17 protein-coding genes and 1 tRNA gene are annotated in these 20628 nt (G+C 62.9%); 9 read left to right on the top strand and 9 right to left on the bottom strand.

Features of this window, described 5'->3' with window-relative positions; translation table 11 throughout:
* Positions 1-3 precede the first annotated feature (3 nt).
* Positions 4-936 (bottom strand): tetratricopeptide repeat protein, encoded by a 933-nt coding sequence (locus G6N78_RS03540; RefSeq protein WP_165215806.1) that lies wholly within the window; start codon positions 934-936, stop codon positions 4-6.
* Between the two features lie 212 nt (positions 937-1148).
* Between G6N78_RS03540 and pyrC the strand changes: the two genes are divergently transcribed.
* The 5 genes from pyrC to G6N78_RS03515 all read left to right on the top strand — a co-directional run bounded on the left by pyrC (position 1149) and on the right by G6N78_RS03515 (position 6826).
* Positions 1149-2186: a dihydroorotase gene (gene pyrC / locus G6N78_RS03535; protein ID WP_165215804.1), complete on the top strand. Its 1038-nt coding sequence runs from the start codon at positions 1149-1151 to the stop codon at positions 2184-2186.
* 101 nt (positions 2187-2287) lie between these two features.
* Complete coding sequence (locus G6N78_RS03530) at positions 2288-3463, top strand: GGDEF domain-containing protein (RefSeq protein ID WP_165221244.1); 1176 nt, start codon at positions 2288-2290, stop codon at positions 3461-3463.
* 66 nt (positions 3464-3529) lie between these two features.
* Positions 3530-4228 (top strand): orotate phosphoribosyltransferase, encoded by a 699-nt coding sequence (locus G6N78_RS03525; RefSeq protein WP_165215803.1) that lies wholly within the window; start codon positions 3530-3532, stop codon positions 4226-4228.
* 108 nt (positions 4229-4336) lie between these two features.
* Positions 4337-5263 (top strand): carbohydrate kinase family protein, encoded by a 927-nt coding sequence (locus G6N78_RS03520; protein WP_165221241.1) that lies wholly within the window; start codon positions 4337-4339, stop codon positions 5261-5263.
* A 213-nt stretch (positions 5264-5476) separates the two neighbouring features.
* Complete coding sequence (locus tag G6N78_RS03515) at positions 5477-6826, top strand: dicarboxylate/amino acid:cation symporter (RefSeq protein WP_165215801.1); 1350 nt, start codon at positions 5477-5479, stop codon at positions 6824-6826.
* Between the two features lie 84 nt (positions 6827-6910).
* Here G6N78_RS03515 and pgi read toward each other — a convergent pair whose 3' ends face one another.
* The 3 genes from pgi to G6N78_RS03500 form a co-directional block, all read right to left on the bottom strand.
* Positions 6911-8527: a glucose-6-phosphate isomerase gene (gene pgi, locus G6N78_RS03510; RefSeq protein ID WP_165215800.1), complete on the bottom strand. Its 1617-nt coding sequence runs from the start codon at positions 8525-8527 to the stop codon at positions 6911-6913.
* An 87-nt stretch (positions 8528-8614) separates the two neighbouring features.
* Positions 8615-9808, bottom strand: coding sequence for an alpha/beta hydrolase (locus tag G6N78_RS03505; protein ID WP_165221238.1), 1194 nt, complete (start codon positions 9806-9808; stop codon positions 8615-8617).
* A gap of 178 nt (positions 9809-9986) precedes the next feature.
* A complete protein-coding gene (locus tag G6N78_RS03500) occupies positions 9987-11690 on the bottom strand; it encodes a long-chain fatty acid--CoA ligase (RefSeq protein ID WP_165215798.1) in 1704 nt (567 codons plus the stop codon).
* 218 nt (positions 11691-11908) lie between these two features.
* Between G6N78_RS03500 and G6N78_RS03495 the strand changes: the two genes are divergently transcribed.
* Entirely contained in the window at positions 11909-12298 is a 390-nt protein-coding gene (locus tag G6N78_RS03495; RefSeq protein WP_165215797.1) for a PRC-barrel domain-containing protein, read from the top strand.
* Between the two features lie 132 nt (positions 12299-12430).
* Positions 12431-13543, top strand: coding sequence for a hypothetical protein (locus tag G6N78_RS03490; protein ID WP_165215795.1), 1113 nt, complete (start codon positions 12431-12433; stop codon positions 13541-13543).
* On the opposite strand, the gene nadE is transcribed toward G6N78_RS03490, so the two are convergent.
* The 4 genes from nadE to G6N78_RS03470 form a co-directional block, all read right to left on the bottom strand.
* Entirely contained in the window at positions 13544-14548 is a 1005-nt protein-coding gene (gene nadE / locus G6N78_RS03485) for an NAD(+) synthase (RefSeq protein WP_165221235.1), read from the bottom strand.
* Positions 14548-16101 (bottom strand): class I adenylate-forming enzyme family protein, encoded by a 1554-nt coding sequence (locus G6N78_RS03480; protein WP_165215794.1) that lies wholly within the window; start codon positions 16099-16101, stop codon positions 14548-14550. The genes nadE and G6N78_RS03480 overlap by 1 nt, the downstream gene beginning before the upstream one ends.
* Positions 16102-16124: 23 nt before the next feature.
* Positions 16125-16373 carry an acyl carrier protein gene (locus tag G6N78_RS03475; RefSeq protein ID WP_165215792.1) on the bottom strand — a complete coding sequence of 83 codons (249 nt, stop codon included), beginning with the start codon at positions 16371-16373 and terminating at the stop codon, positions 16125-16127.
* A gap of 225 nt (positions 16374-16598) precedes the next feature.
* A tRNA-Thr gene (locus G6N78_RS03470) sits at positions 16599-16674 on the bottom strand.
* A gap of 239 nt (positions 16675-16913) precedes the next feature.
* Here G6N78_RS03470 and G6N78_RS03465 point away from each other — a divergent pair.
* Complete coding sequence (locus tag G6N78_RS03465) at positions 16914-18122, top strand: hypothetical protein (protein WP_165215791.1); 1209 nt, start codon at positions 16914-16916, stop codon at positions 18120-18122.
* Positions 18123-18197: 75 nt separating this feature from the next.
* Here G6N78_RS03465 and ppk2 read toward each other — a convergent pair whose 3' ends face one another.
* Positions 18198-19079, bottom strand: coding sequence for a polyphosphate kinase 2 (gene ppk2, locus G6N78_RS03460; RefSeq protein ID WP_165221232.1), 882 nt, complete (start codon positions 19077-19079; stop codon positions 18198-18200).
* A 253-nt stretch (positions 19080-19332) separates the two neighbouring features.
* Between ppk2 and phoR the strand changes: the two genes are divergently transcribed.
* The gene (phoR, locus tag G6N78_RS03455; protein ID WP_165215789.1) at positions 19333-20589 is read left to right on the top strand and encodes a phosphate regulon sensor histidine kinase PhoR; all 1257 of its coding nucleotides are present in this window, start codon (positions 19333-19335) and stop codon (positions 20587-20589) included.
* Positions 20590-20628 lie beyond the last annotated feature (39 nt).

Here is a 20628-nt window from a genome sequence, read left to right as displayed (position 1 = left end):
GGATCAGATGTCCTTCAGCGTGGTGGGGAGTTCCACCTCGTTCGGCGCGAGCACCAGCATGTCGAAGCCCTGCGGCAGCGACGACACTTCCGGCGCCTGCTCCGGCAGGTGAACGCCCGCCTGCTGCAACTGCTGCAGCTTGTTCGCGCCGAATTCATCGCCCAAGGCTGCGGCCTGGGCATAGAGTTCGGCGGCGGCCTCGCGGTTGACGCGGATGCCTTCGCCCGCCTCGTACATCAGGCCGAGATTGATCATGGCGTCCTTGTTGCCGCCCTTGGCGGCGACATCGTACCAGGCGATTGCCATCTGGTTGTCTTCGGTCACCTGATTGCCTTCGTCATAGATCACGCCGATGTTGAAGGCTGCCGTCATGTCGCCGTGCGCCGCGGCCTCTTCGAACCAGTGGATCGCCTGGGTGGCATCCGGCGTGATGCCGATGCCATCGCGGTAGGATACACCGAGGTTGTAAGCGGCGAGCATGTTGCCGGCCTCGGCCGCTTCCTTGTACATCTTAAATTCGGCGTCCCGGTCGCCAATCCGGCCCAGCAACATGCCGAGATTGACCTTGGCGGCGGGGTAGTCGGCCTTCACGGCGGTTTCATAGGCGTTCATCGCCTGGTCGGCCTGTTCCGCCTTGTTGAGGGCGCGGCCAAGCTGGAATGCATAGCGGGGATTTCCCGTCGCCTCGTAAGCAATCCGGCAGGCCGTGGCAGCGGTTGCATCCACCTCGCCAATGCCGACCGGCGCATAGGCCGGATTGCGACCGAGGTCGAACGGGCTACCCGCCATCCGGTCGCACTGGTCCTGCATCTGCGCCGCAAGGATGGCTGTCGAAGGTTCCCGCGCTTTCGGCGCAACGGTCCAGGCTCCGAGCGCAAAAACGGTGCCGGTGCACAAAAGGGCAAAAGTCGTCACTCGCGAAGAACGGGTGTTCATTCTTCATCTCCAGCATCTGATCTTTAGATTTGTTTAACGAACGCGGCAAACCGCAGTCGGTTCCTCTTGGGGCTCGTCCATCACGTTTTGCTGAAGCCCGCCGCATGTCCGGCGTTTGACGGATCACGGCAAAAATCAGCAAACATCGGTTGTCGCCGTTCCGGTCGGGGTGCTATTCGGGGTCTCTCTCTTTTTGCACGGAACAGCAGCCCATGAAGACCCTGAGCATTCGCCGCCCGGACGACTGGCACCTCCACCTGCGCGACGGCGGCGTGCTGGCCGGCGTGATCGGCGATACCAGCCGCCACTTCGGCCGTGCGATCATCATGCCGAATCTGGTGCCGCCGGTGGTGACGACCGAGGACGCCAAGGCCTACCGTGAACGGATCATGGCAGCCGTGCCGGCCGGCGACCGGTTCGAGCCCTTGATGACATTGTATCTGACGGAACACACGCAGGCGGACGATGTGGAGGAGGGCAAGAAAAGCGGCCTCATCACCGCCGTCAAACTGTATCCGGCCGGCGCCACCACCAATTCGCACGGCGGCGTGCGCGATCTCGACAAGGTCATGCCGGTGCTGGAGCGCATGGCAAAAATCGGCCTGACGCTCTGCGTGCATGGCGAAGTGACGACGCCGGAGGTCGATATCTTCGACCGCGAGGCCGTCTTCATCGAGGAAAAGCTCGAGGTCATCCGTCGGCGTCTGCCGGATCTCAAGGTGACGATGGAGCATGTCACCACCAAGGAAGGCGTCGATTACATCTTAGGCGCCGATCGCAATCTCGCAGGCTCCATCACCACGCATCACCTGATCATCAACCGCAACGATATCCTGGTCGGCGGCATTCGGCCGCATTATTACTGCCTGCCGGTCGCAAAGCGCGAGCACCATCGCCAGGCGCTACGCAAGGCGGCGACCTCCGGCGATGCGCGTTTCTTCCTCGGCACGGATTCCGCGCCGCATGTCGATCCGCTGAAGGAATGCGCCTGCGGTTGCGCCGGAATCTACACCTCGATCAACACGATGAGCTGCCTCGCCCATGTGTTCGAGGAGGAAAACGCCCTCGAACGGCTGGAAGCCTTCACCTCGCTCAATGGTCCCGCCTGGTACGGTCTGCCCGCCAACGACGAGATGATGACCTTGGAAAAGCGCGAGGAGGCGGTCGTCTACCCGTCCAAGATCGATACCGAAGCCGGCTTGATCACGGTGTTCGACCCGAAGTTCCCCTTGCACTGGGCGGTGCGGTAAAGACCCATTGTTTCCATTCTTCGGAGTTTGGGTAACCAATCCGTTAGGAGTGGCGGCTAGTGTGAGTTGCACGGGCGCGCGGTTAGCGTGCAATGGGTGGCATGATGCTGGACTACAGGACACTTCTCGTATCGCTGGGCGTCTCCGCCTTCTGTCTGCTTCTGACGCTTCTGGGCACCTGGATGGCCCGCCGCCGCGACGGCTTTCTGCTGACCTGGGTGTGCGGGCTTGGCTTTATCGTCCCGGGGATTTTTTCCTACGCCTTCTATACGGAATATCCCAAGGTCCAGCTCGGCGTGCTGTGCACCTCGCTGATGCTGACGGGTTTTGCGGTCATCTATGCAGCGGCGAACCAGTTTTGCCAAAACCAGACGCCGCTGAGGCCCGCCAGCCAGTGGTCGGCGGCATCGATCGCGATGACGGCCACGCCGATGGCGCTCGGATATGATGCCATTGCCTTCATCAGCCTTAACCTCTGGTCTGCCGGATTTCTCTTCGCCACCGCATTCCGATACTGGAAGGGGCGGCGGGAGGCGGTCGGCCCGCTGTCGGGCATGGCCGCCCTCTACGCGCTGACCGGCATTTCCTTCCTCCTGTGCGCTTACATGCTCTTTGCCGAGGGGCGCTGGGTTCTGGGGCACGCGCCTGACAACTGGGCCGAAAACCTGAACATCGCCATGAGCATTGCCGGCATGACCGGTGTCGGCGCCATGTCGCTGATGGTGCAGCAGGCGCGCATCACCGAACATCATCGCCGGGAATCGCTCACCGATCCGCTGACGGGTCTCCACAATCGGCGGGCACTGTTCGAACTGCACGGTGGCCAGATGTTCACGCACGAGATGGCGGTCATCGTCTTCGACATCGATCGCTTCAAGTCGATCAACGATCAGCATGGGCACGCCACGGGAGATGCGGTCATCCGCGCGCTCGCGCACGACCTGAAATCCGCCGTCGGCCTTAATACCACGGCGCGTCTGGGCGGCGAGGAGTTTGCCGCGGTCGTGCGCACGGCAGCACCCGGTTATGCGGAGTGGCTGGCGGAGCGCATCCGCCGCAGCTTTGCCGAACGCGAACACCAGGTGGAAGGCGTCGTCGTGAAGGCGACGGTCAGTGCGGGCGTTGCCTACGGTCTGCCGGAGGGGCGTGATTTCGAGACCATGCTGGGCGCTGCCGATGGTGCTCTCTACACGGCCAAGCGCAATGGCCGAAACCGCGTCGATATTGCTCCGATCGCGGGCGATGAGCGCATGGGTACGGAACGCACGAGCGCCTGATCAACGGCTCTGGTTTCCACGCTCCGATGCTGCTATTGCCGCGAAAGGCAGAAGACGGAGAGCAGCATGATCCAGATGATTTATCCCGACCGCGCGCTAATGGCCGAACTCATGGCGAAGATGCTGTGGGAAATCGGCGCCGTGCATTTCAGGCCGGAGGAGCCCTATAAGCTCGCGTCGGGCATGGCGAGCCCGGTCTATATCGATTGCCGCAAGCTTCTCTCCTATCCGCGCATCCGCTCGGCCATCATGGATTTCGCCGCCTCGACCGTCACCCGCGGTGCCGGCTTCGAAGCCTTCGACTGCATCGCCGGCGGCGAAACGGCCGGCATTCCGTTTGCGGCGCTGCTCGCCGATCGCCTGGGCCTGCCGATGATCTATGTGCGCAAGAAGCCGAAGGGCCATGGCCGCAACGCCCAGATCGAGGGCCACATGCCGGAAGGCGCCCGCGTTCTGGTGATCGAGGACCTGACGACGGTCGGCGGCAGCATGTTCACCTTCATCGATGCCATCCGTGCCGCCGGCGGCGTGGTCGATCATGCAATCGCGCTCTTCTATTACGGCTTCTTCCAGGAAGCCGAAGCCCGTTTTGCCAATGGCAAGGTCACGCTGCACCACATCGCCACCTGGCGCGAGGTGCTGGCGGTTGCCCGCGCACAAAAACTGTTCGACGACGCGACGCTTGCCGAAGTCGAAAGCTTCCTCGATGCGCCGCTTGCCTGGTCGGCCCGCAATGGCGGCGTCAGCGAACTGCCAGTCGCTTAAAGTGTGGCCTGAGAACAAGATTATGCGTCCGCGCGCGTGGGCATCTGGTGTTTTGCGCGCGCCTGATCTAATCGATTGAAGAACAGCGATTGCCTGAGGAGGATGACGATGATCTTGTGCTGCGGCGAAGCCCTGATTGACATGTTGCCGCGCGAGACCACCCGCGGCGAGAATGGTTTTGCGCCCTATGCCGGCGGTGCCATCTTCAATACGGCGATCGCGCTCGGCCGCCTCGGCCAGCCGACCGGTTTCTTCACCGGCCTCTCCGACGACATGATGGGCGACATCCTGCGTGAGACCCTGAAGCAGAGCCACGTCGATTACCGCTTCTGCGCCACCTCCGTGCGTCCCACCACGATCGCCTTCGTCAAGCTGGTCAACGGACATGCAACTTACGCCTTCTACGACGAAGGCACGGCCGGCCGCATGATTTCACGCGATGATCTGCCGGAACTCGGGCCGGAAATCGAAGCCATGCATTTCGGCGCGATCAGCCTGATCCCGGAACCCTGCGGCGAAACCTACGAGACGCTGATGGCGCGCGAATACCAGACCCGCGTCATCTCGTTTGACCCGAACATTCGACCGGGCTTCATCAAGGACCGCGAGAAGCATCATGGTCGCGTGGCCCGCATGGCCGCCATGTCCGACATCATCAAGTTCTCCGACGAGGACCTCGACTGGTTCGGCATGGAAGGCGATCACGATATGCTGGCCAAATACTGGCTGGGGCAGGGGGCGAAGCTGGTGGTCATCACCCGCGGCGCCGAGGGCGCAATCGGTTACACCAACGGCTTCAAGGTCGTCGTGCCGAGCGAGCGCGTCGAGGTCGTTGATACCGTCGGCGCCGGTGATACCTTCGATGCCGGCATCCTCGCTTCGCTGAAGCGCCAGAACCTGCTCACCAAGGCAAAGGTCGCAAGCCTGTCCGAGCAGGCGGTCAAGGATGCGCTGGCGCTGGGAGCCAAGGCCGCCGCCGTCACCGTGTCGCGCGCCGGCGCCAACCCGCCGTTTGCGCATGAGATCGGGCTGTAAGAAGATCCTCATCCAGTCAGCCATCATGCCGGGGCGGTGTCCGCTCCGGCATTTTTGTATTCGCCGACCCGGCTCTGCAATAAATTTCCTCTTCCCGCTCCTTTGGTGGAATGACTGTTGTTGAAAATTCGGGCTCGAAGCCCATAATTTCATCAATCTTAAGAGAGCGTGGACTATCGCCGCCCTCTCGACCCTCCTAAGGACGCCATCCTCATGTCTCCGTCTCCCGCCCGGGCTGAAAAGCCCATTTTTGCTTCGTTCGGTTTTCAGGTGCTGATCGCCATGGTGATCGGCCTCGTGCTCGGTTACGTCGCCCGCCAGATCGGGCCGACCGAAGCGGGTCCGAACTGGCTCGTGCAGACGCTCTCGACCATCGGTTCGATCTTCGTCCAGTTGCTGCGCGCGCTGGTGCCGCTTTTGATCTTCACCGCCATCGTCGCCAGCATCGCCAATCTGCGCGAACTCAACAATGCCGCCCGTCTTGTCTGGCAGACGCTGCTGTGGTTTGCGATCACGGCGCTGATTGCCGTGTCGATCGGCATCACGCTCAGCCTCCTCATCCAGCCGGGCCTCAATACCGGCCTTGCCGAAACGGCCGCCGCGGCCCCGTCCAGTACCGGCTCCTGGCTCGATTTCCTCAAGGGGCTGATCCCCGTAAACCTGCTCGGCCTGCAGGCTTCGACCAAGGTGACGGCAACCGGCGCCACCACGGCGCTGAACTTCAATGTGTTGCAGATCCTGGTGGTCTCCATCGCCGTTGGCATTGCCGCTCTGCAGGTGGGCGAAAAGGCGGAACCCTTCCTCAATTTCAACCGCTCGCTGCTCGCCATCACCCGCAAGATCCTCTGGTGGGTGATCCGCCTGACACCGATCGGCACGATCGGCCTGCTCGGCAATGCGGTTGCCGTCTATGGCTGGGAGGCGCTGGCCTCGCTCGGCTGGTTCTCCGGCGCGATCTATATCGGCCTTGCGATCGTGCTCTTCGTCGTCTACCCGCTGTTGCTTTTGGCGCATGGGCTGAACCCGGCCCGGTTCTTTTCCTCCGCCTGGCCGGCCATTCAGCTCGCCTTCGTGTCGCGCTCTTCGATTGGTACCCTGCCGGTCACCGAGCAGGTGACGGAGCGCAATCTCGGCGTGCCGCGCGAATATGCAGCCTTTGCCGTGCCGCTCGGTGCTACCACCAAGATGGATGGTTGCGCGGCGATCTATCCGGCCATCTCGGCGATCTTCGTTGCGCAGTTTTACGGCGTTCCACTCGGTATCCAGGAATATTTCCTGATCGTCTTCGTATCGGTCATCGGGTCGGCCGCGACCGCCGGCCTGACGGGTGCGACGGTGATGCTGACGCTCACGCTCTCCACCCTCGGCCTGCCGCTTCAGGGCGTCGGCCTGCTGCTCGCCGTCGACCCGATCCTCGACATGGGCCGCACGGCGGTCAACGTCGCCGGTCAGGCACTGGTGCCGACGCTGGTCGCTAAGCGCCAGGGCATTCTCGACCAGACGGCGTATGACCGCCAGGAGGGCATCGACGCGCTCGATCCGGTGGCAGCACCGGCAGAGTGACGGATTTCCGGTTTGCCTGAAACGACAAAGGCCGGCTGCAGATCGCAGCCGGCCTTTGTGTTTGATATCTGTCGGCGGCGGAGATTACCCGATCAGCGCTTTGACCAGACCCGCCGTCGAGGCGTCCTGGCCGTCGGTGCCGGCCTTGCCCTGCACGACCGGCAGCAGTCCGGTCGCCAGTTCCTTGCCAAGCTCCACGCCCCACTGGTCGAAGGAGTTGATGCGGAAGAGCACACCTTCGACGAAGACACGGTGTTCGTAGAGCGCGATCAGGCGGCCGAGCGCAAACGGCGTCAGCTGGTCATAGACGAAGGTGATCGAGGGGCGGTTGCCGGTAAACACGCGGTGCGGCGCGATGTGATCCGCCTTCACCTCGTCCATGCCCGCCTTCAGCAACTGGGCCTTGGCTTCCTGCAACGTGCGGCCCTTCATGAGGGCGGCAGACTGGGCCAGGCAGTTGGCGATCAGAAGTTCGTGCTGATGGCGCAACTCGGGCTCGAACCCCTTCGCGGCGATCATGAACTCCGCCGGGATCACGCTCGTGCCCTGGTGGATCAGCTGGTAGAAGGCGTGCTGGCCGTTGGTGCCGGGCTCGCCCCAGACGACAGGACCCGAATTGCCCTCGACCGGCGTGCCGTCGATCGTCACACCCTTGCCGTTCGATTCCATGTCGAGTTGCTGCAGATAGGCCGGGAAACGCGACAGGCGCTGGTCATAGGGCAGGATCGCGCGCGAGGGGTAACCCAGCACGTTGCGATGGTAATAGCCGATCAGGCCAAGCAGGGCCGGCAGGTTTTCGCTGACCGGGGCCTCGCGAAAGTGGCGGTCCATGGCATGGGCGCCCTCCAGGAACTGGCCGAAATTCTCTGGCCCGATCGCCAGCATCAGCGGCAGGCCGATCGCCGACCAGATCGAGTAGCGGCCGCCGACCCAATCCCAGAAGCCAAAGATCCGATCGCTGTCGATGCCGAAGGCGGCGACCTTGTCGAGCGCGGTGGAGACGGCGGCGAAATGGTGCTTCACCGCATCTTCACCCAGTGCATCCGCAATGAAGGCGCGGGCGGTCGCCGCATTCGTCATCGTCTCGATGGTGGTGAAGGTCTTCGACGCGATGATGAAGAGCGTCGTCTCGGCCTTCAGGAGCTTGAGTGTATCGGCAATATGCGCGCCGTCGACATTCGAGACGAAATGCGCGCGCGGGCCGTCATGGAACGGGGCGAGCGCAAGCGTTGCCATCACCGGGCCAAGGTCCGAGCCGCCGATGCCGATATTGACGACATCCGTGATCGGCTGGCCGGTCGCACCCGTCAGTGCGCCGGAGCGGATCTTTTCTGCAAAGGCGCCCATGGCCGAAAGAACGGCGTTCACCTCCGGCATCACATCCTTGCCGTCAACCAGCACCGGCGTGTTGGAGCGGTTGCGCAGCGCGGTGTGCAGCACGGCGCGGTTTTCGGTAAAGTTGATCGCCTCGCCGGAGAACATGGCTTCGCGCTTTTCCGCAACGCCGCCTTCGGCGAACAGCCTTTCCAGCAGCGCCATGATCTCGCTGTTCACGGCGCACTTGGAATAGTCCATCAAGAAGTCGTCGAACCGTGCGCTGAACGTCTCGAAACGTTTGGCATCGGCGGCAAAGGCGGCGCGGATATCGGTGGCGCGGGTTGCAGCGGCGGTGGACTTCAGCTGTTCGACGGTCGCCTGCATGGCACTCCTCAAGGGTCATCTGTGGATGACAGGGAACCTATTCGCTTTCCATCTCAAATCAAGCACGCAACGAGATGAGAACCCCGTTCATTGTCCAAGGGTGGTCTGGATCGTGCCGCCCAATGTCTGGCCCAGACGCCCCACCTGGTCATTGTAGCTGCGCCGCGTATTGGGATCGATGATCGCAATCGGCGTGCTGACCGCAACGCTCGCCGCACTGCCAACGGTTTGCGCCGTGCCGATGGCAATGGCACCCAGGCCCTCGCCAAGGCCAACCTTGGAATCGGTCACGGTCTGTCCGGCAATCAGGCGGTTACCGAGCAGCTTGACCACTTCCGGGCTTTCGGCGAACTTCCCATGGTTCAGCGGATCGCCGCCGCGCAGCGCCGTGAGATCCAGCACCGTGATGCCGGCCTTTTCCAGTTCCGAGCGGTAGGGCTCCTGCGTCGGATCGATCTGCCCCAGGCGATCGACATTGCCGGAAATCCGCTTGGAAAGCTGCAGGGCCCTGTCGTCGCGTGACACGAACAGCGTCATGTTGGGCCGGTTCTTGCCGATCTCCTGCATCTGCTGCCCGAAGACGTCGACATCGAGATCGGGCGATGCCAGGATCACATTCTTGATCTTCGGCGCAACGCGTCCGTCGCGGATCGCCATCTGCCGCAGCGCTTCCATCGTCAGCCACGATCCCATCGAGTGGGCCATGATCGTCACTTCCGCCACGCTCGGGTCCTGGCTGGCCTGCCTCAACATGGTCTCCAGAGCATTACGCGAATAGTTGGTGCTTTCCTTGTCGTAATTGTAGGCGAAGATGCTGCCGCGCGATGGCCAGGTGAAGAGAACAGGCGCTACATCCGCGCCGCTGTCATGCACGATCTGCGCAAACCGGTAGACGGCGTCTTCGTACTGGTTGTTGAAACCATGCACGAAGATCAGCACCCGCCGGCTTTTTGGCAAATGCGCCTTGACCCACGCCGGCGCTGCAGCGACAGGCACCGGCTTGACTGCGACCGTCGCAAACTCCCTCGACGGATCGGGCGGCAAACGACGCGGCCACTGCACCTGACCGATCTCGCGGTTCTTGGCGGGGGGAATGGACACCTTGATCTCGGTGACCTCCGGTTCCTCGCCGCGTTCGCCGGAAAACAGGAAGCCCGGCTTGTCAGAGGGTTTTCGTGTCGTACCGACCAGAATGTCCACCGTGGACGCGCCGGCAACATCGACGGACGTCGGAATGAGGACCCCTTCGGCGCGGCTCGCGCAGCCCGCCAGCAGGGCCATCACCGTCAGAAGGCCGATCAGTTGGGCGGTGGACGATGGAAAAGCTCTCAACACAACGGATCCCGACGGATTGGGCGGCCAATCGCGGCCGGCATTGTTTGGGCTTCCACCTTTAAAGACAGAGCCTGCGGGCGTCCATCCCGCAGGCGTCACTTTTCGTGACGATACTATGAAATCGTCACTTCGGGCGCAGTTCCCGGCGAAGGATCTTGCCCACCGGCGTCTTCGGCAACTCGCTGCGGAATTCGATGAAGCGCGGGCGCTTGTAGTTGGTCAAGTTGTCGGCGCAATGCGCCTTCAACTCCGCCTCGGTGAGGTTCGGGTCCTTCTTGACCACGAACAGCTTCACCGCTTCGCCGGAATGCTCGTCCGGCACACCGATCGCCGCACATTCCAGCACGCCCGGATGCATGGCGGCCACCTCTTCCACCTCGTTCGGGTAGACGTTGAAGCCCGAGACCAGGATCATGTCCTTCTTGCGGTCAACGATCTTGATAAAGCCGCGCTCGTCCATGTAGCCCATGTCGCCGGAGCGGAAATAGCCGTCCGCCGTCATCGCCTTGGCCGTTTCATCGGGTCGCTTCCAGTAGCCGGTCATCACCTGCGGCCCGCGAATGCAGATCTCGCCGACTTCGCCGAAGATCAGCGGATTGCCGTCCTCGTCGCGGATGCTCACCTCGGTCGAGGAGACCGGAAGGCCGATGGTGCCGCTGAATTCCGCCACGTCGATGCGATTGGCGGTCGCCACCGGCGAGGTTTCCGAAAGCCCGTAACCCTCGGTGATCGGGCAGCCGGTCATCTTGTACCAGCGCTCGGCCACCGGCCTCTGGACGGCCATGCCGCCACCAAACACCATCAGCAGCGAAGAGTGATCGAGCTTCTGGAACTCGGCATTGTTCATCAGCGCGTTGAACAGTGTGTTGAGGCCCGGGAAGATGTGGATCTTGTGCTGCGACATGTCCTTGACGAGGGAAGGCAGGTCGCGCGGATTGGCAATCAGCACATTGTGGGCACCGATCGCGATCCCCATCAGCGAATTCACCGTGAGCGCAAAGATGTGGTACAGCGGCAGCGCGCAGAGAAACACGAGTTGGTCCGGCCGATCGCGCTGCAGGAAGGCGCTTTCCAGCCAGACGGCCATCTGTTCCTTGTTGGACAACAGGTTGCGGTGCGTCAGCATCGCACCCTTCGAAACGCCGGTCGTGCCGCCTGTATATTGCAGAAAGGCGATGTCATCGAGCCCGATCTCAACCGGCGTCAGGGCCTTCCCGCTGCCGGCCGAAAGGACGCTCTTGAACGATAGCGCGGACGGGATCGACCAGGCCGGCACCAGCTTCTTCACCCGGCGGACGACAAAATTGACGATGTGGCCCTTCAGTCCCAGCATGTCGCCCATGGTGGCGACCACCACGTGCTTGACATCGGTGCGCGCCAGGACCTGCTCGACCGTATGGGCGAAGTTCTCCAGCACGAAGATGGCGCGGGCGCCGGAATCGTTGAGCTGGTGTTCCAGTTCGCGCGGCGTGTAGAGTGGGTTGACATTGACGACCACGAAACCGGCTCTCAGGATGCCGTACACGACCACCGGGTTTTGCAGGATGTTCGGCATCATCACCGCCACGCGGTCGCCGCGGTTCAGGCCCTGCGCCTGCAGCCACACGCCGATCTGGCGGCTGGTTTCTTCCAGGTCTTGGAAACTCAGGGTCTTGCCCATGCTGGAAAAGGCGGTCTTGGCACCGTAGCGGCTGCAGCTTTCCTCGAAAAGATGGCCGATGGACCGGTGCGCCAAGGGCGGCAGCTCAGCCGGCACGGCCGGCGGATACGAGCTCAGCCAAATCTTCTTGGCCGCCGGATGCATATGGGCATGGGAAACATCGTTCATGGCGGCAGCTCCTCCAGTTTATCTCTGCACGAGAGGCCTCCACTCCTGTCGCGCAAAGTATCTTTGTCTCTCGGTATCATACACCGTTCTCTTCATCACGCTAAATAACTTTGACGTAAACGTCAATCGACTGTGTCTCCGGGTCAAGGGAAAATTCGGAACCTCAAGGGTGGGCGGAGGGTTGTCCTGAGGAAACAATCCGAAGAGGAGGTGCGACCATGCATCATGAACCGCAAGCCGGACAGGATCCTTACGTCAAGGACAACTATGCTTTGATCGCCAGCGACAAGGTGGAAGGAACCAGCGTCTACGGTGCCGATGGCAAGCGTATCGGCAGCATTCAGCGCATCCTTCTGGAAAAGCGCGGCGGCAAGGTTGCCTATGCCGTCTTGAGCTTTGGCGGCTTCCTGGGGATCGGCGACGATTACTATCCGCTGCCCTGGGAAAAGCTGACCTATGACGAAGAAATGGATGGTTACCGGGTCGATCTGACCAAGGAGCAGATCACCGGCGCGCCGCGTTACGCAAACCTCGACGATGACAGCTTCTACCGCGAGAAGGACCGCACGATCTACGATTATTACGGCGTGCCACCCTACTGGATGTGAGGCGGCGTTGCCTACCCGAGGCCGCTGTCGGCCGCGGCGCCGACGTGGTTAATGGTATCTTAATTCCATCGTGACATCGTCGCGCGCCGGACGAGAGAGACAGGGCGCGCGATGACGGATGGCTCGGGAGACATGGCGGACTGTGTCCGTCCCCTGGAGCCGCAGGACATTCCTGCGGTGGCTCGCCTGTTCGTCAAGGCGTTCCGCAAGCGCACCCACGCAACGGAACCCACACTCCCGCTGCTCGAACACCTGAAACAGATCTATTTTGCCAACCCATGGCATGACCCGGACATCCCGTCCCGCGTCTATGTGGATGGGCATGGCGAAATCCGGGGCTTCATCGGGGTCACCGTTCAGCCCATGCTCTTCGGCGACCGCACTGTGCGGGCCGCCTTCGCGGGCTCTCTCACGGTTGATCAGCCCGACCGGCATCCGCTGGCCGGCGCCCGGCTGATCCGCAGTTTCCTCGGCGGTCCGCAGGACCTCTCGATTACCGAGACGGCGAATGCCAAGGCGCTTCGCATGTGGCAGAAGCTCGGCATCCCGCTCGATACCCAGTACAGCCTGAACTGGATCCGTCTGCTGCGCCCGGCAACGGCAACCGTCAGTGCACTCAAACACCGCCATGGTGCGGCAAAGCTCCTGTTGCCGCTGGCGCATCTGGCGGATCGGGCCGTCGCCCGCCTGATGTCGGATCCATTCCGGCCGCATCTGGATGCCGGCCCGCGGCGCCTGTCCTTCTCGGACATCGACCGTTCCGCCTTCGACAGGGCAGCTCTTGATCTTGCCGAACTCTACCCCTTGAGACCCGCCTGGGATGAAACCTCGTTGTCCTGGTTTTCGTCCCACGCCGCCATCAAGCGCAATTTCGGCGAACCCTGCTATCGTCTGGCAAGCAGCCGCGACGGAAAACCGGTCGCGGCCTATGCCTACTTCCGGCGACCCGACGATTTCGCCTGGCTGTTGCAGTCCTTCGTCAAGCCGGAACAGGCCGGCGATCTGATCGACGACATGCTGTTGGATGCGCATCGGCACGGCTGCTCTGCCGTCCGGGGCGCGGCCCAGCCCTGGCTGAATAACGCCCTGATCTGCCGCCGCACCCTGTTTCTCACCCGCAGCTTCTATCTGGTGCATGCAAAGGACAAGTCTCTCCTGGCGCCCTTCCGCGATGGCATGGCACTCGCGAGCGGTCTTGCGGGCGAAAGCTGGATGCGCCTGATCGGCGACCATTTCGACGATTGATCAGGCCTCACCGCCCAGCATGGTCACGGGCTCGGCGTGCAGATACTCCGCCACCTTGCGTTTGGCGGCAATGTTCTTCCACACCGCCTCCACCTGGTCCGGCGTCAGCCCTGTCCCGTCCGCGACCGCATCCCGCGCCACACCGTGGTCGAGGCCGTAGAGGCAGAGATCCATCAGGTTGTAAGGCAGCGAGAAGTAATATTCGTCCTGTCCCTGCGGCAGCGACCAGGTATCGGTCGTCGGTGGTCGGCGGCGGATCTCTTCCGGCACGCCGAGTGCCTCGGCCAGCTGGTAGACCTGGCTCTTGTAGAGATGCGCGATCGGCTTGAAATCGGCCGCACCGTCACCGTTCTTGACGAAGAACCCCTGGTCGTATTCCAGCCGGTTGGGCGTACCGGCCACCGCGTGGTTTAGCCGGTCGGCATGGTAATATTCGATCTGCTTGCGGGTCCGCTGCTTCATGTTGGCCGCGGCAATCATGCCGAGATAGACCTCGAGCGGCATGCGGTGGCGGCTCTGTTCACCTTGCGGATCGGCCACCACCAGCCAGGAGATGTTGTAGCCGCGTCCGGCAAGGGCATCTTCCAGCACCACCTTGCAGCCCCAGCCCGCACCGAAATCCGGCACGACCTGGCGGATGAAACCGTCGCGGCGCGTATAGCAGCCGGCAGCGGCAAGGCTCGGCCCGATATCCTCCAGCACCGTCTCGATGCCGATGGCAGCCGCCAGCGCCTGGCCGAGGCGCAGGCTTTCCGGATCGGAATCATGTTCGGGCATGAAGATGCCGACGGTTTTCTGCGGCCCGAGCGCCCGCGCACAGAGCGCCGCCGTCACGCTGGAATCGATACCGCCGGAAATCCCGAGAACTGCGCCGCGCTTGCGCAGATCCTTGCCCACGGTCTTTCGGATCCAGCCGCAGATCCGCTCGATTTCCGCCTCCGCATCGAGCCTCAGCGTGTCCGGTCCGAAGGCCTTGCCGCCCGTAACCGTCTGTTGTGCCTGCATCATGCGACGTGTCCTTCCGTGTCTTCGGAAACCGGTTGAGCCAGCGAGAGCCGGATCTTGCCCGTGCTCGTCTTCGGCAGGGTGTCGCGAAACTCGACGAGTTTCGGCACCATGAAATCCTCGAGATGTTCTGCGCAGTGCTGCCGCACCATCCGCTCGGTCAGCGCCACACCGGGCGCTGCCACCACATGCGCCTTCACCACCTGGCCGAACAGCGGATCGGGCACCCCTTCCACCGCGGCCTCCAGCACACCCGGCAGTGCGTAGAGCACACGCTCCACCTCCTGCGGGCTCACCTTCTCGCCGCGGGTCTTGATGATGTCGTCCTGGCGTGCGACGTAATACAAAAGACCGTCCGCGTCCTGGCGGAACAGATCGCCGGACTTGAGCCAGCGTTTGCCGTCGCGCATCACGATGGCGCGTTCCGTCGCCACCGCATCCATCCAGTAGCCGGCCATCACATGCGGGCCGCTGACCTGGAGCTCTCCGGTTTCGCCCCTGCACGCCGGCTGGCCGTCTTCCCGGATGATCGCGACCTCGGTGCCCGGCAGGGCCAGGCCGACCGAAAGCGGCTCGCGCGCGGCCCGGTCCGGCGGCAGGTAGCTGGTGCGGATGCACTCCGTCTGCCCGTACATCAGGAAAAGCTCCGCGCCCGGCAAAAGCCGGTGCAGCGCGGCTGTCGTTACCGGCGGCATGGCCGCCGCCGCACTGGTGATATAGCGCAGATGCGGCAGGAAGCCCGGCTGCAGGTCCTGCATGGCGGTGATCAGGCCGGCCATGGCCGGCACGAGCGGAAAGCCGGTCACCCGCTCTTCGGCAAGCCGCTCCAGGATGGCGCGCGGAAAGGCAAAGCTGCGCTCCAGCACCAGGGTGCCGCCCGTCATCATCATCGTCACCATCTGCGTGATGCCGTAACCGAAGGAGAGGGGAAGAACGCTCAGCACCACGTCCTCAGCCTCGTTGCCGAGGTAGTCACAGACCGTGCGGCAGGCAAAATCAAGGTTCCGGTGCGTCAGCATCACCCCCTTCGGGCTGCCGGTGGAGCCGGAGGTGTGGATTAGCAGAGCGAGATCCTGCTCCTCGAGCGCCGGGGTAGGCGTGTCCGCAACGGGATGGGAGGGAAGCGTGGAAAGCGGGATGCCCTTGCAAACGTCAGCCGCATCGACATCCGACAGGATGAGGACGGGAGAGGTGGTCGATCGTTCGCAGGCAAGCTCGACCATCCGCCCCGCTTTGGCGTGCAGGATCACCGCCGTCGGCATCGTGCGCGTCAGAATATCAGCGAGCTTCTCCGCCTTGATCGAAGGATGCAGCGGGCAGGCCACCGCGCCGATCTGCCAGACGGCGAAAAAGGCGATGACTGCCTCTGCGGTATTGTCCAGGATGAGGATGACCCGGTCACCCCGCCCGGTGCCGAGCGCGGAAAGCCCGGCGGCACACAACGCCACATCGTTCGCCAGGTCGCCATAGGTCATCCGCCGGTTGCCGGATACCACGGCAACCGCCTCCGGCCGGATCTCGGCCTGGCGGGAAAGATAAGGCTCGATACGCATCCCCCGACCGCGTCCCGGCGCCGTCAGGCGGCTTTGAGTTTCGAGGCGAGATAGACCGAGACGCGTTCGACGCTGTCGAGATTGGCCGGCACGATCTCGCTATCGGCCACCGTGATGCCGTAGGTCGTTTCCAGAAAGGCAATGAGTTCCAGAACGCCGGTCGAATCCATCACGCCACTCTCCAGCAGCGACTGACTGTCATCGATGGCTGCATCGGCGCGAAATAGGAAGTTTTCGGCAATGAATTCACGAATCGCAGAATAATAGGTCATCGGCACGGCAACATCCTCCATCAAGCTCAGCCTCGCGCAAAGGGCGGCGGGTTGTGGCTTGCAATCTTGGGGAGTGTGACGCCCATCCCTGAATCTTTTGCTAAAAAATCCCGTTCGTTTCAGCAGGACTGGTCCGAAACGGCATAGGGAGAAGGCAAGCAACCTCTGCCGCTCACAAGCATCCAGGCTGAGAGACGGAGGCTACGAATGATTTGGAAAGAAAAGTGGTGCCGCTTACGTGACTCGAACACGTGACCCCGTCATTACGAATGACGTGCTCTACCGACTGAGCTAAAGCGGCCCTCGCCAAACCCGTGCCGGGCTTGCGGTGTGAGGCGGCTGATACACACAATGGCGGAGGATTTCAAGCGGCTTGTGATGCCTCATTGCATTCTTGTTGCGCAAAGACGCCATCTTGCCGCCTTTGTCGGTTGAAAAAGAACGGCATAGGCCCGTGATGGCGCATGGCTTGCAGTTCGCCCGCGCAAAGGATAACCCAGAATGACACACGGGTGCGAAAGCTAAAAAAAAGGAAGCTTCGTGAGCGGATTGGAAACGGCAATCAGGAATGCGCTGGCGCGTTCGGAGCGGGATGATGCCCATGTGCGGGCGCGCATCTATCAGTCCGCCCGCCAGGCGCTGGACGCCGGCCTGAAGAAGCAGGAGATCACCGATCCTGGCGTGATCGACAGGCAGCGCCGCGGCCTGGAAGACAAGATCCGCGAAATCGAGATCGAGGAACGCCAGCGAATCAAGCTGGCCGAGGCAGACCGTGCCACGCGCGCTGCTGAAGAGGTTCGGCTTGATGCCCCGGTGATGGACGGTCCGGCCGAGCAGTTGGACGAGCCAAGCCTTGGCGGACAGACCCGTGATGCGTCGCGTCCGACATCCGAAGACGAGGGCGCCTTCGACGGGCTTGCCGCCATGCGCGCCGAACCGGCAAGCGATCGCCTTGCCCCGCAGCCACCCGCCGAGCCGCCTCAGAAAGCATCGCGTTTTGGCCGCAAGACCAAGGCACCGAAGAGCATGCCCGCGGATGACACTCCGTCCGCCGTCGGGCCGGCGCCGAAAGTGCCCGGCGAAAAGCGCCGGCGCCAGCGGCGCGGGCTGCTGTCGCGCCTCTTCATCTACACAACCTTTTTCGCCTTTCTCGCCCTGGGCGGCTGGTGGGCCTATTCCGGCGGGCTTTTCCTGACACCGGAACAGCGCGACACCAGCGTTCCGAACCCGCCGCCCGCCGTGCAGGAAGAGGATTTTACTGGCGCCGCCGGCCAGGCCTTCAATCCGCAGCAGGGTTTTTCGGATGACTGGCTGGAGGTCTATGCGGCCAGCTCGAAGACCCCGGTCACACCCGGCGCGGAGGCCTCGGCTGAGGTCGTCGCCATGGCCGATGGCCCGGCGCTGCGCATCACCTCGCGTAGCCCCGGTGCCGGGGGCGATGTCGCGATCCCGGTTCCGGTCGAGGTTCTGCGGGAAATGGCCGGCAAGACATCCACCATCGCGCTTACCCTGCAGGCGGTCGGCAACGCCGCCGTCCAGCTTGCCGTGCGCTGTGATTTCACAAGCCTCGGTACCTGCAGCCGCCATCGGGTGATGGCGATGCAGGAGCGGGCGGATACCCTGTTCCGCGTCACCTTCGACCGGACGCTGGCCCCGACGCAAGCCGGACGGATCTACGTCAACAGCGACATCCTGGGCGGCAGCCAGCCGATCCTCTTGTATTCCGTGCGCGTGCTGCCCGGCCAGTAAGGCTGGGCAATGCGGCAGGACTGCGAGGCGCTGCCGGTGATGCCTGGCCAGTGATGCCCGGCCAGTGAGGCCCAGTCAGTCGAAGGCCTTCGGTCCGAAACCGAGGATTTTTCCGTCGATCTCGCCGATCGCCGTCTTGTCCTTGCCATCGTAGTCCAGCGACTGGAGGATATGGCGCATGATGTTGATGCGGGCACGGCGTTTGTCGTTCGCCCGCACCACAGTCCAGGGAGCCTCCTTGGTGTGCGTCTTTTCCAGCATCTGGTCGCGCCTCTTGCTATAGTCGTCCCATTTTGTCAGCGCGGCAATGTCCATCGGCGAAAGCTTCCAGACCTTGAGCGGGTCGTGGCGGCGGTCGTGAAAGCGCTTCAGCTGCATCTCGCGGCCGATGTTCAGCCAGAACTTGAAGAAATGAATGCCGTCATCCACGATCAGCTGCTCGAAGGCCGGCGCCTGAGCGAGAAAATGCTTGTGCTGTTCCGGCGTGCAGAAGCCCATCACCGGCTCCACGCCGGCGCGGTTGTACCAGGAGCGGTCGAAGAGCACGATCTCGCCGCCGGTCGGAAAATGCGTGACGTACCGCTGGAAATACCACTGCCCGGCTTCCGTCTCCGTCGGCTTGGTCAGGGCCACCACGCGCGCCGAACGGGGATTGAGATAGGCGCGGATGGCAAAGATCGAACCGCCCTTGCCGGCTGCATCGCGTCCCTCGAACAGCGCCATCACCCGTTTTCCGCTCGCATGCAGATGGGTCTGCGCCTTCACCAGTTCGATCTGCAGTGCCTTCAGCTCCGCCTCGTAGGCGTCGCCATCCATTTTCTTGTCGTAAGGGTAACCGCCGGACGACAGCGCCTTGTCGGCGATCCAGTCCGGCAGCTTCGGATCGTCGATGTCGAAGACGCGGCTCTTGCCGCCGATCTCGAGCTCCACGGCCCGGTTCTTCGCTGCGTCGGTCATGTCCATGGTCAAACCTCTCCGGCGTCTCGTCTTCGCCAATGATCTCGGTGGCGTGGGGTTTCCCTGAAGACTGCGACACAATATCCCGCTTTGTCGAGAAAAAGCATCGGCCTTGTAATTTCGTCCCACCTGGATCGGCAGCGATGTATATCTGTCATGCGATGCGGCTATCACCACCGGTCAAGTCGTTGAGAAGCCGCGGCCGCCATGGGCGGGCAAAGCGGCGGGCGAAGGCGCGCGGGAGTAAGGATTGATGGCGAGCGAAGAGCGGCGGGAAACAGCGCGCGAAAAGCTGAGACGGGGCTGGCTGGTGGTTGCCGCGGCAACCCTTCTCGCGGTCCTGGCGCTGGGGGCGGAGATCAACCCGCTCTTCGTTGTCGCCGGCTGGCTGCTGATGTTTTTGTCGCTGCTGCTGTCTCCCTCATTGCCGGGCGGCGAAACATCCGTGCCGCCGCCGCCGGCCCTTGCCCCGCCGCACGATCCGTTAGCCGATCTGGCGGCGGCCTATGCAGCGCTCGACCTGCCGGTCATCGTGATGGGCGGGGATGGCCACGTGCTGTTCCAGAATGCCGCCGCCGAAAAGGCCTTCGACGTGATGCAGCCCGGCACGCACCTGTCGGCACGCCTGCGTTCTCCCGGCATTCTCGACATGGTGCGGGAAACCATGGCCACCGGCCAGAGCAACCAGATCGAACATTCCGAGCGCCACCCGTCCGAACGGGTCTTCATCCTGCGCATCGCCCCGGTGGATCTGCCGGGGCAGGAGGGTGCCCGCAGCACGCCCTATTTCGCCTTGGCCGCCAAGGACATTTCCGAACTGCGCCGCATCGACCGCATGCGCTCGGACTTCGTTGCCAATGCCAGCCACGAACTGCGCACGCCGCTCGCCTCGCTGCGCGGGTTCATCGAAACCCTGCAAGGCCCCGCCAAGGGGGATCTTGGCGCGCAGGAACGTTTCCTCGGCATCATGCTCGACCAGGCAACCCGCATGAGCCGGCTGGTGGATGATCTTCTGTCGCTCTCGCGGCTGGAACTGAAGGCGCATATCGCACCCATACAGCGGGTCGATCTCGTGCCGCTCGTCGGCCATGTCCGGGATTCCCTGCTGCCGCTCGCCCATGATCTCGGCGTCGAGATCCGCATGCATCTGCCCGAAAGCAAGGTGGAAGTGACAGGGGACCGGGATGAACTCGTGCAGGTCATAGAGAACCTGGTGGAGAATGCCTGCAAATACGGCCAGGACGGCAAGATCGTCGATGTCTATCTGCGTCAGGACGATGCGTCGCGGCCGGTGGAACTCAGCGTGGTGGATCGTGGCCCGGGCATCCCGGCAGAACACGTGCCGCGCCTGACCGAGCGTTTCTATCGTGTCAGTGTGGCCGATAGCCGCTCGAAAAAGGGCACCGGCCTCGGGCTTGCCATTGTCAAGCATATCCTCACACGTCACCGTGCCCGGCTGATCGTCAAATCCGAACTGGGCAAGGGCACGGACTTTACCGTCAGATTTTGACATTCTGGCATGTCCCAGTTTGTACATGGCTTGAATTGC

The sequence above is a fragment of the Allorhizobium pseudoryzae genome (genome assembly GCF_011046245.1).
Taxonomy (GTDB): Bacteria; Pseudomonadota; Alphaproteobacteria; order Rhizobiales; family Rhizobiaceae; genus Neorhizobium; species Neorhizobium pseudoryzae.
The sequence above is the reverse complement of the archived record's forward strand: the minus strand, read 5'-3'. Positions and strand labels throughout refer to the sequence as shown.

Coding starts and splice junctions, on each gene's coding strand:
- pgi (WP_165215800.1), bottom strand. CDS start 8,527: ATGCAGGCGACCGTCGAACAGCTGAAGTCCACCGCCGCTGCAACCCGC.
- G6N78_RS03480 (WP_165215794.1), bottom strand. CDS start 16,101: ATGCGTATCGAGCCTTATCTTTCCCGCCAGGCCGAGATCCGGCCGGAG.
- G6N78_RS03520 (WP_165221241.1), top strand. CDS start 4,337: ATGATCTTGTGCTGCGGCGAAGCCCTGATTGACATGTTGCCGCGCGAG.
- G6N78_RS03505 (WP_165221238.1), bottom strand. CDS start 9,808: ATGGCCCTGCTGGCGGGCTGCGCGAGCCGCGCCGAAGGGGTCCTCATT.
- G6N78_RS03490 (WP_165215795.1), top strand. CDS start 12,431: ATGGCGGACTGTGTCCGTCCCCTGGAGCCGCAGGACATTCCTGCGGTG.
- G6N78_RS03530 (WP_165221244.1), top strand. CDS start 2,288: ATGATGCTGGACTACAGGACACTTCTCGTATCGCTGGGCGTCTCCGCC.
- ppk2 (WP_165221232.1), bottom strand. CDS start 19,079: ATGACCGACGCAGCGAAGAACCGGGCCGTGGAGCTCGAGATCGGCGGC.
- pyrC (WP_165215804.1), top strand. CDS start 1,149: ATGAAGACCCTGAGCATTCGCCGCCCGGACGACTGGCACCTCCACCTG.
- phoR (WP_165215789.1), top strand. CDS start 19,333: ATGGCGAGCGAAGAGCGGCGGGAAACAGCGCGCGAAAAGCTGAGACGG.
- nadE (WP_165221235.1), bottom strand. CDS start 14,548: ATGCAGGCACAACAGACGGTTACGGGCGGCAAGGCCTTCGGACCGGAC.
- G6N78_RS03525 (WP_165215803.1), top strand. CDS start 3,530: ATGATCCAGATGATTTATCCCGACCGCGCGCTAATGGCCGAACTCATG.
- G6N78_RS03475 (WP_165215792.1), bottom strand. CDS start 16,373: ATGACCTATTATTCTGCGATTCGTGAATTCATTGCCGAAAACTTCCTA.
- G6N78_RS03495 (WP_165215797.1), top strand. CDS start 11,909: ATGCATCATGAACCGCAAGCCGGACAGGATCCTTACGTCAAGGACAAC.
- G6N78_RS03515 (WP_165215801.1), top strand. CDS start 5,477: ATGTCTCCGTCTCCCGCCCGGGCTGAAAAGCCCATTTTTGCTTCGTTC.
- G6N78_RS03500 (WP_165215798.1), bottom strand. CDS start 11,690: ATGAACGATGTTTCCCATGCCCATATGCATCCGGCGGCCAAGAAGATT.
- G6N78_RS03540 (WP_165215806.1), bottom strand. CDS start 936: ATGAACACCCGTTCTTCGCGAGTGACGACTTTTGCCCTTTTGTGCACC.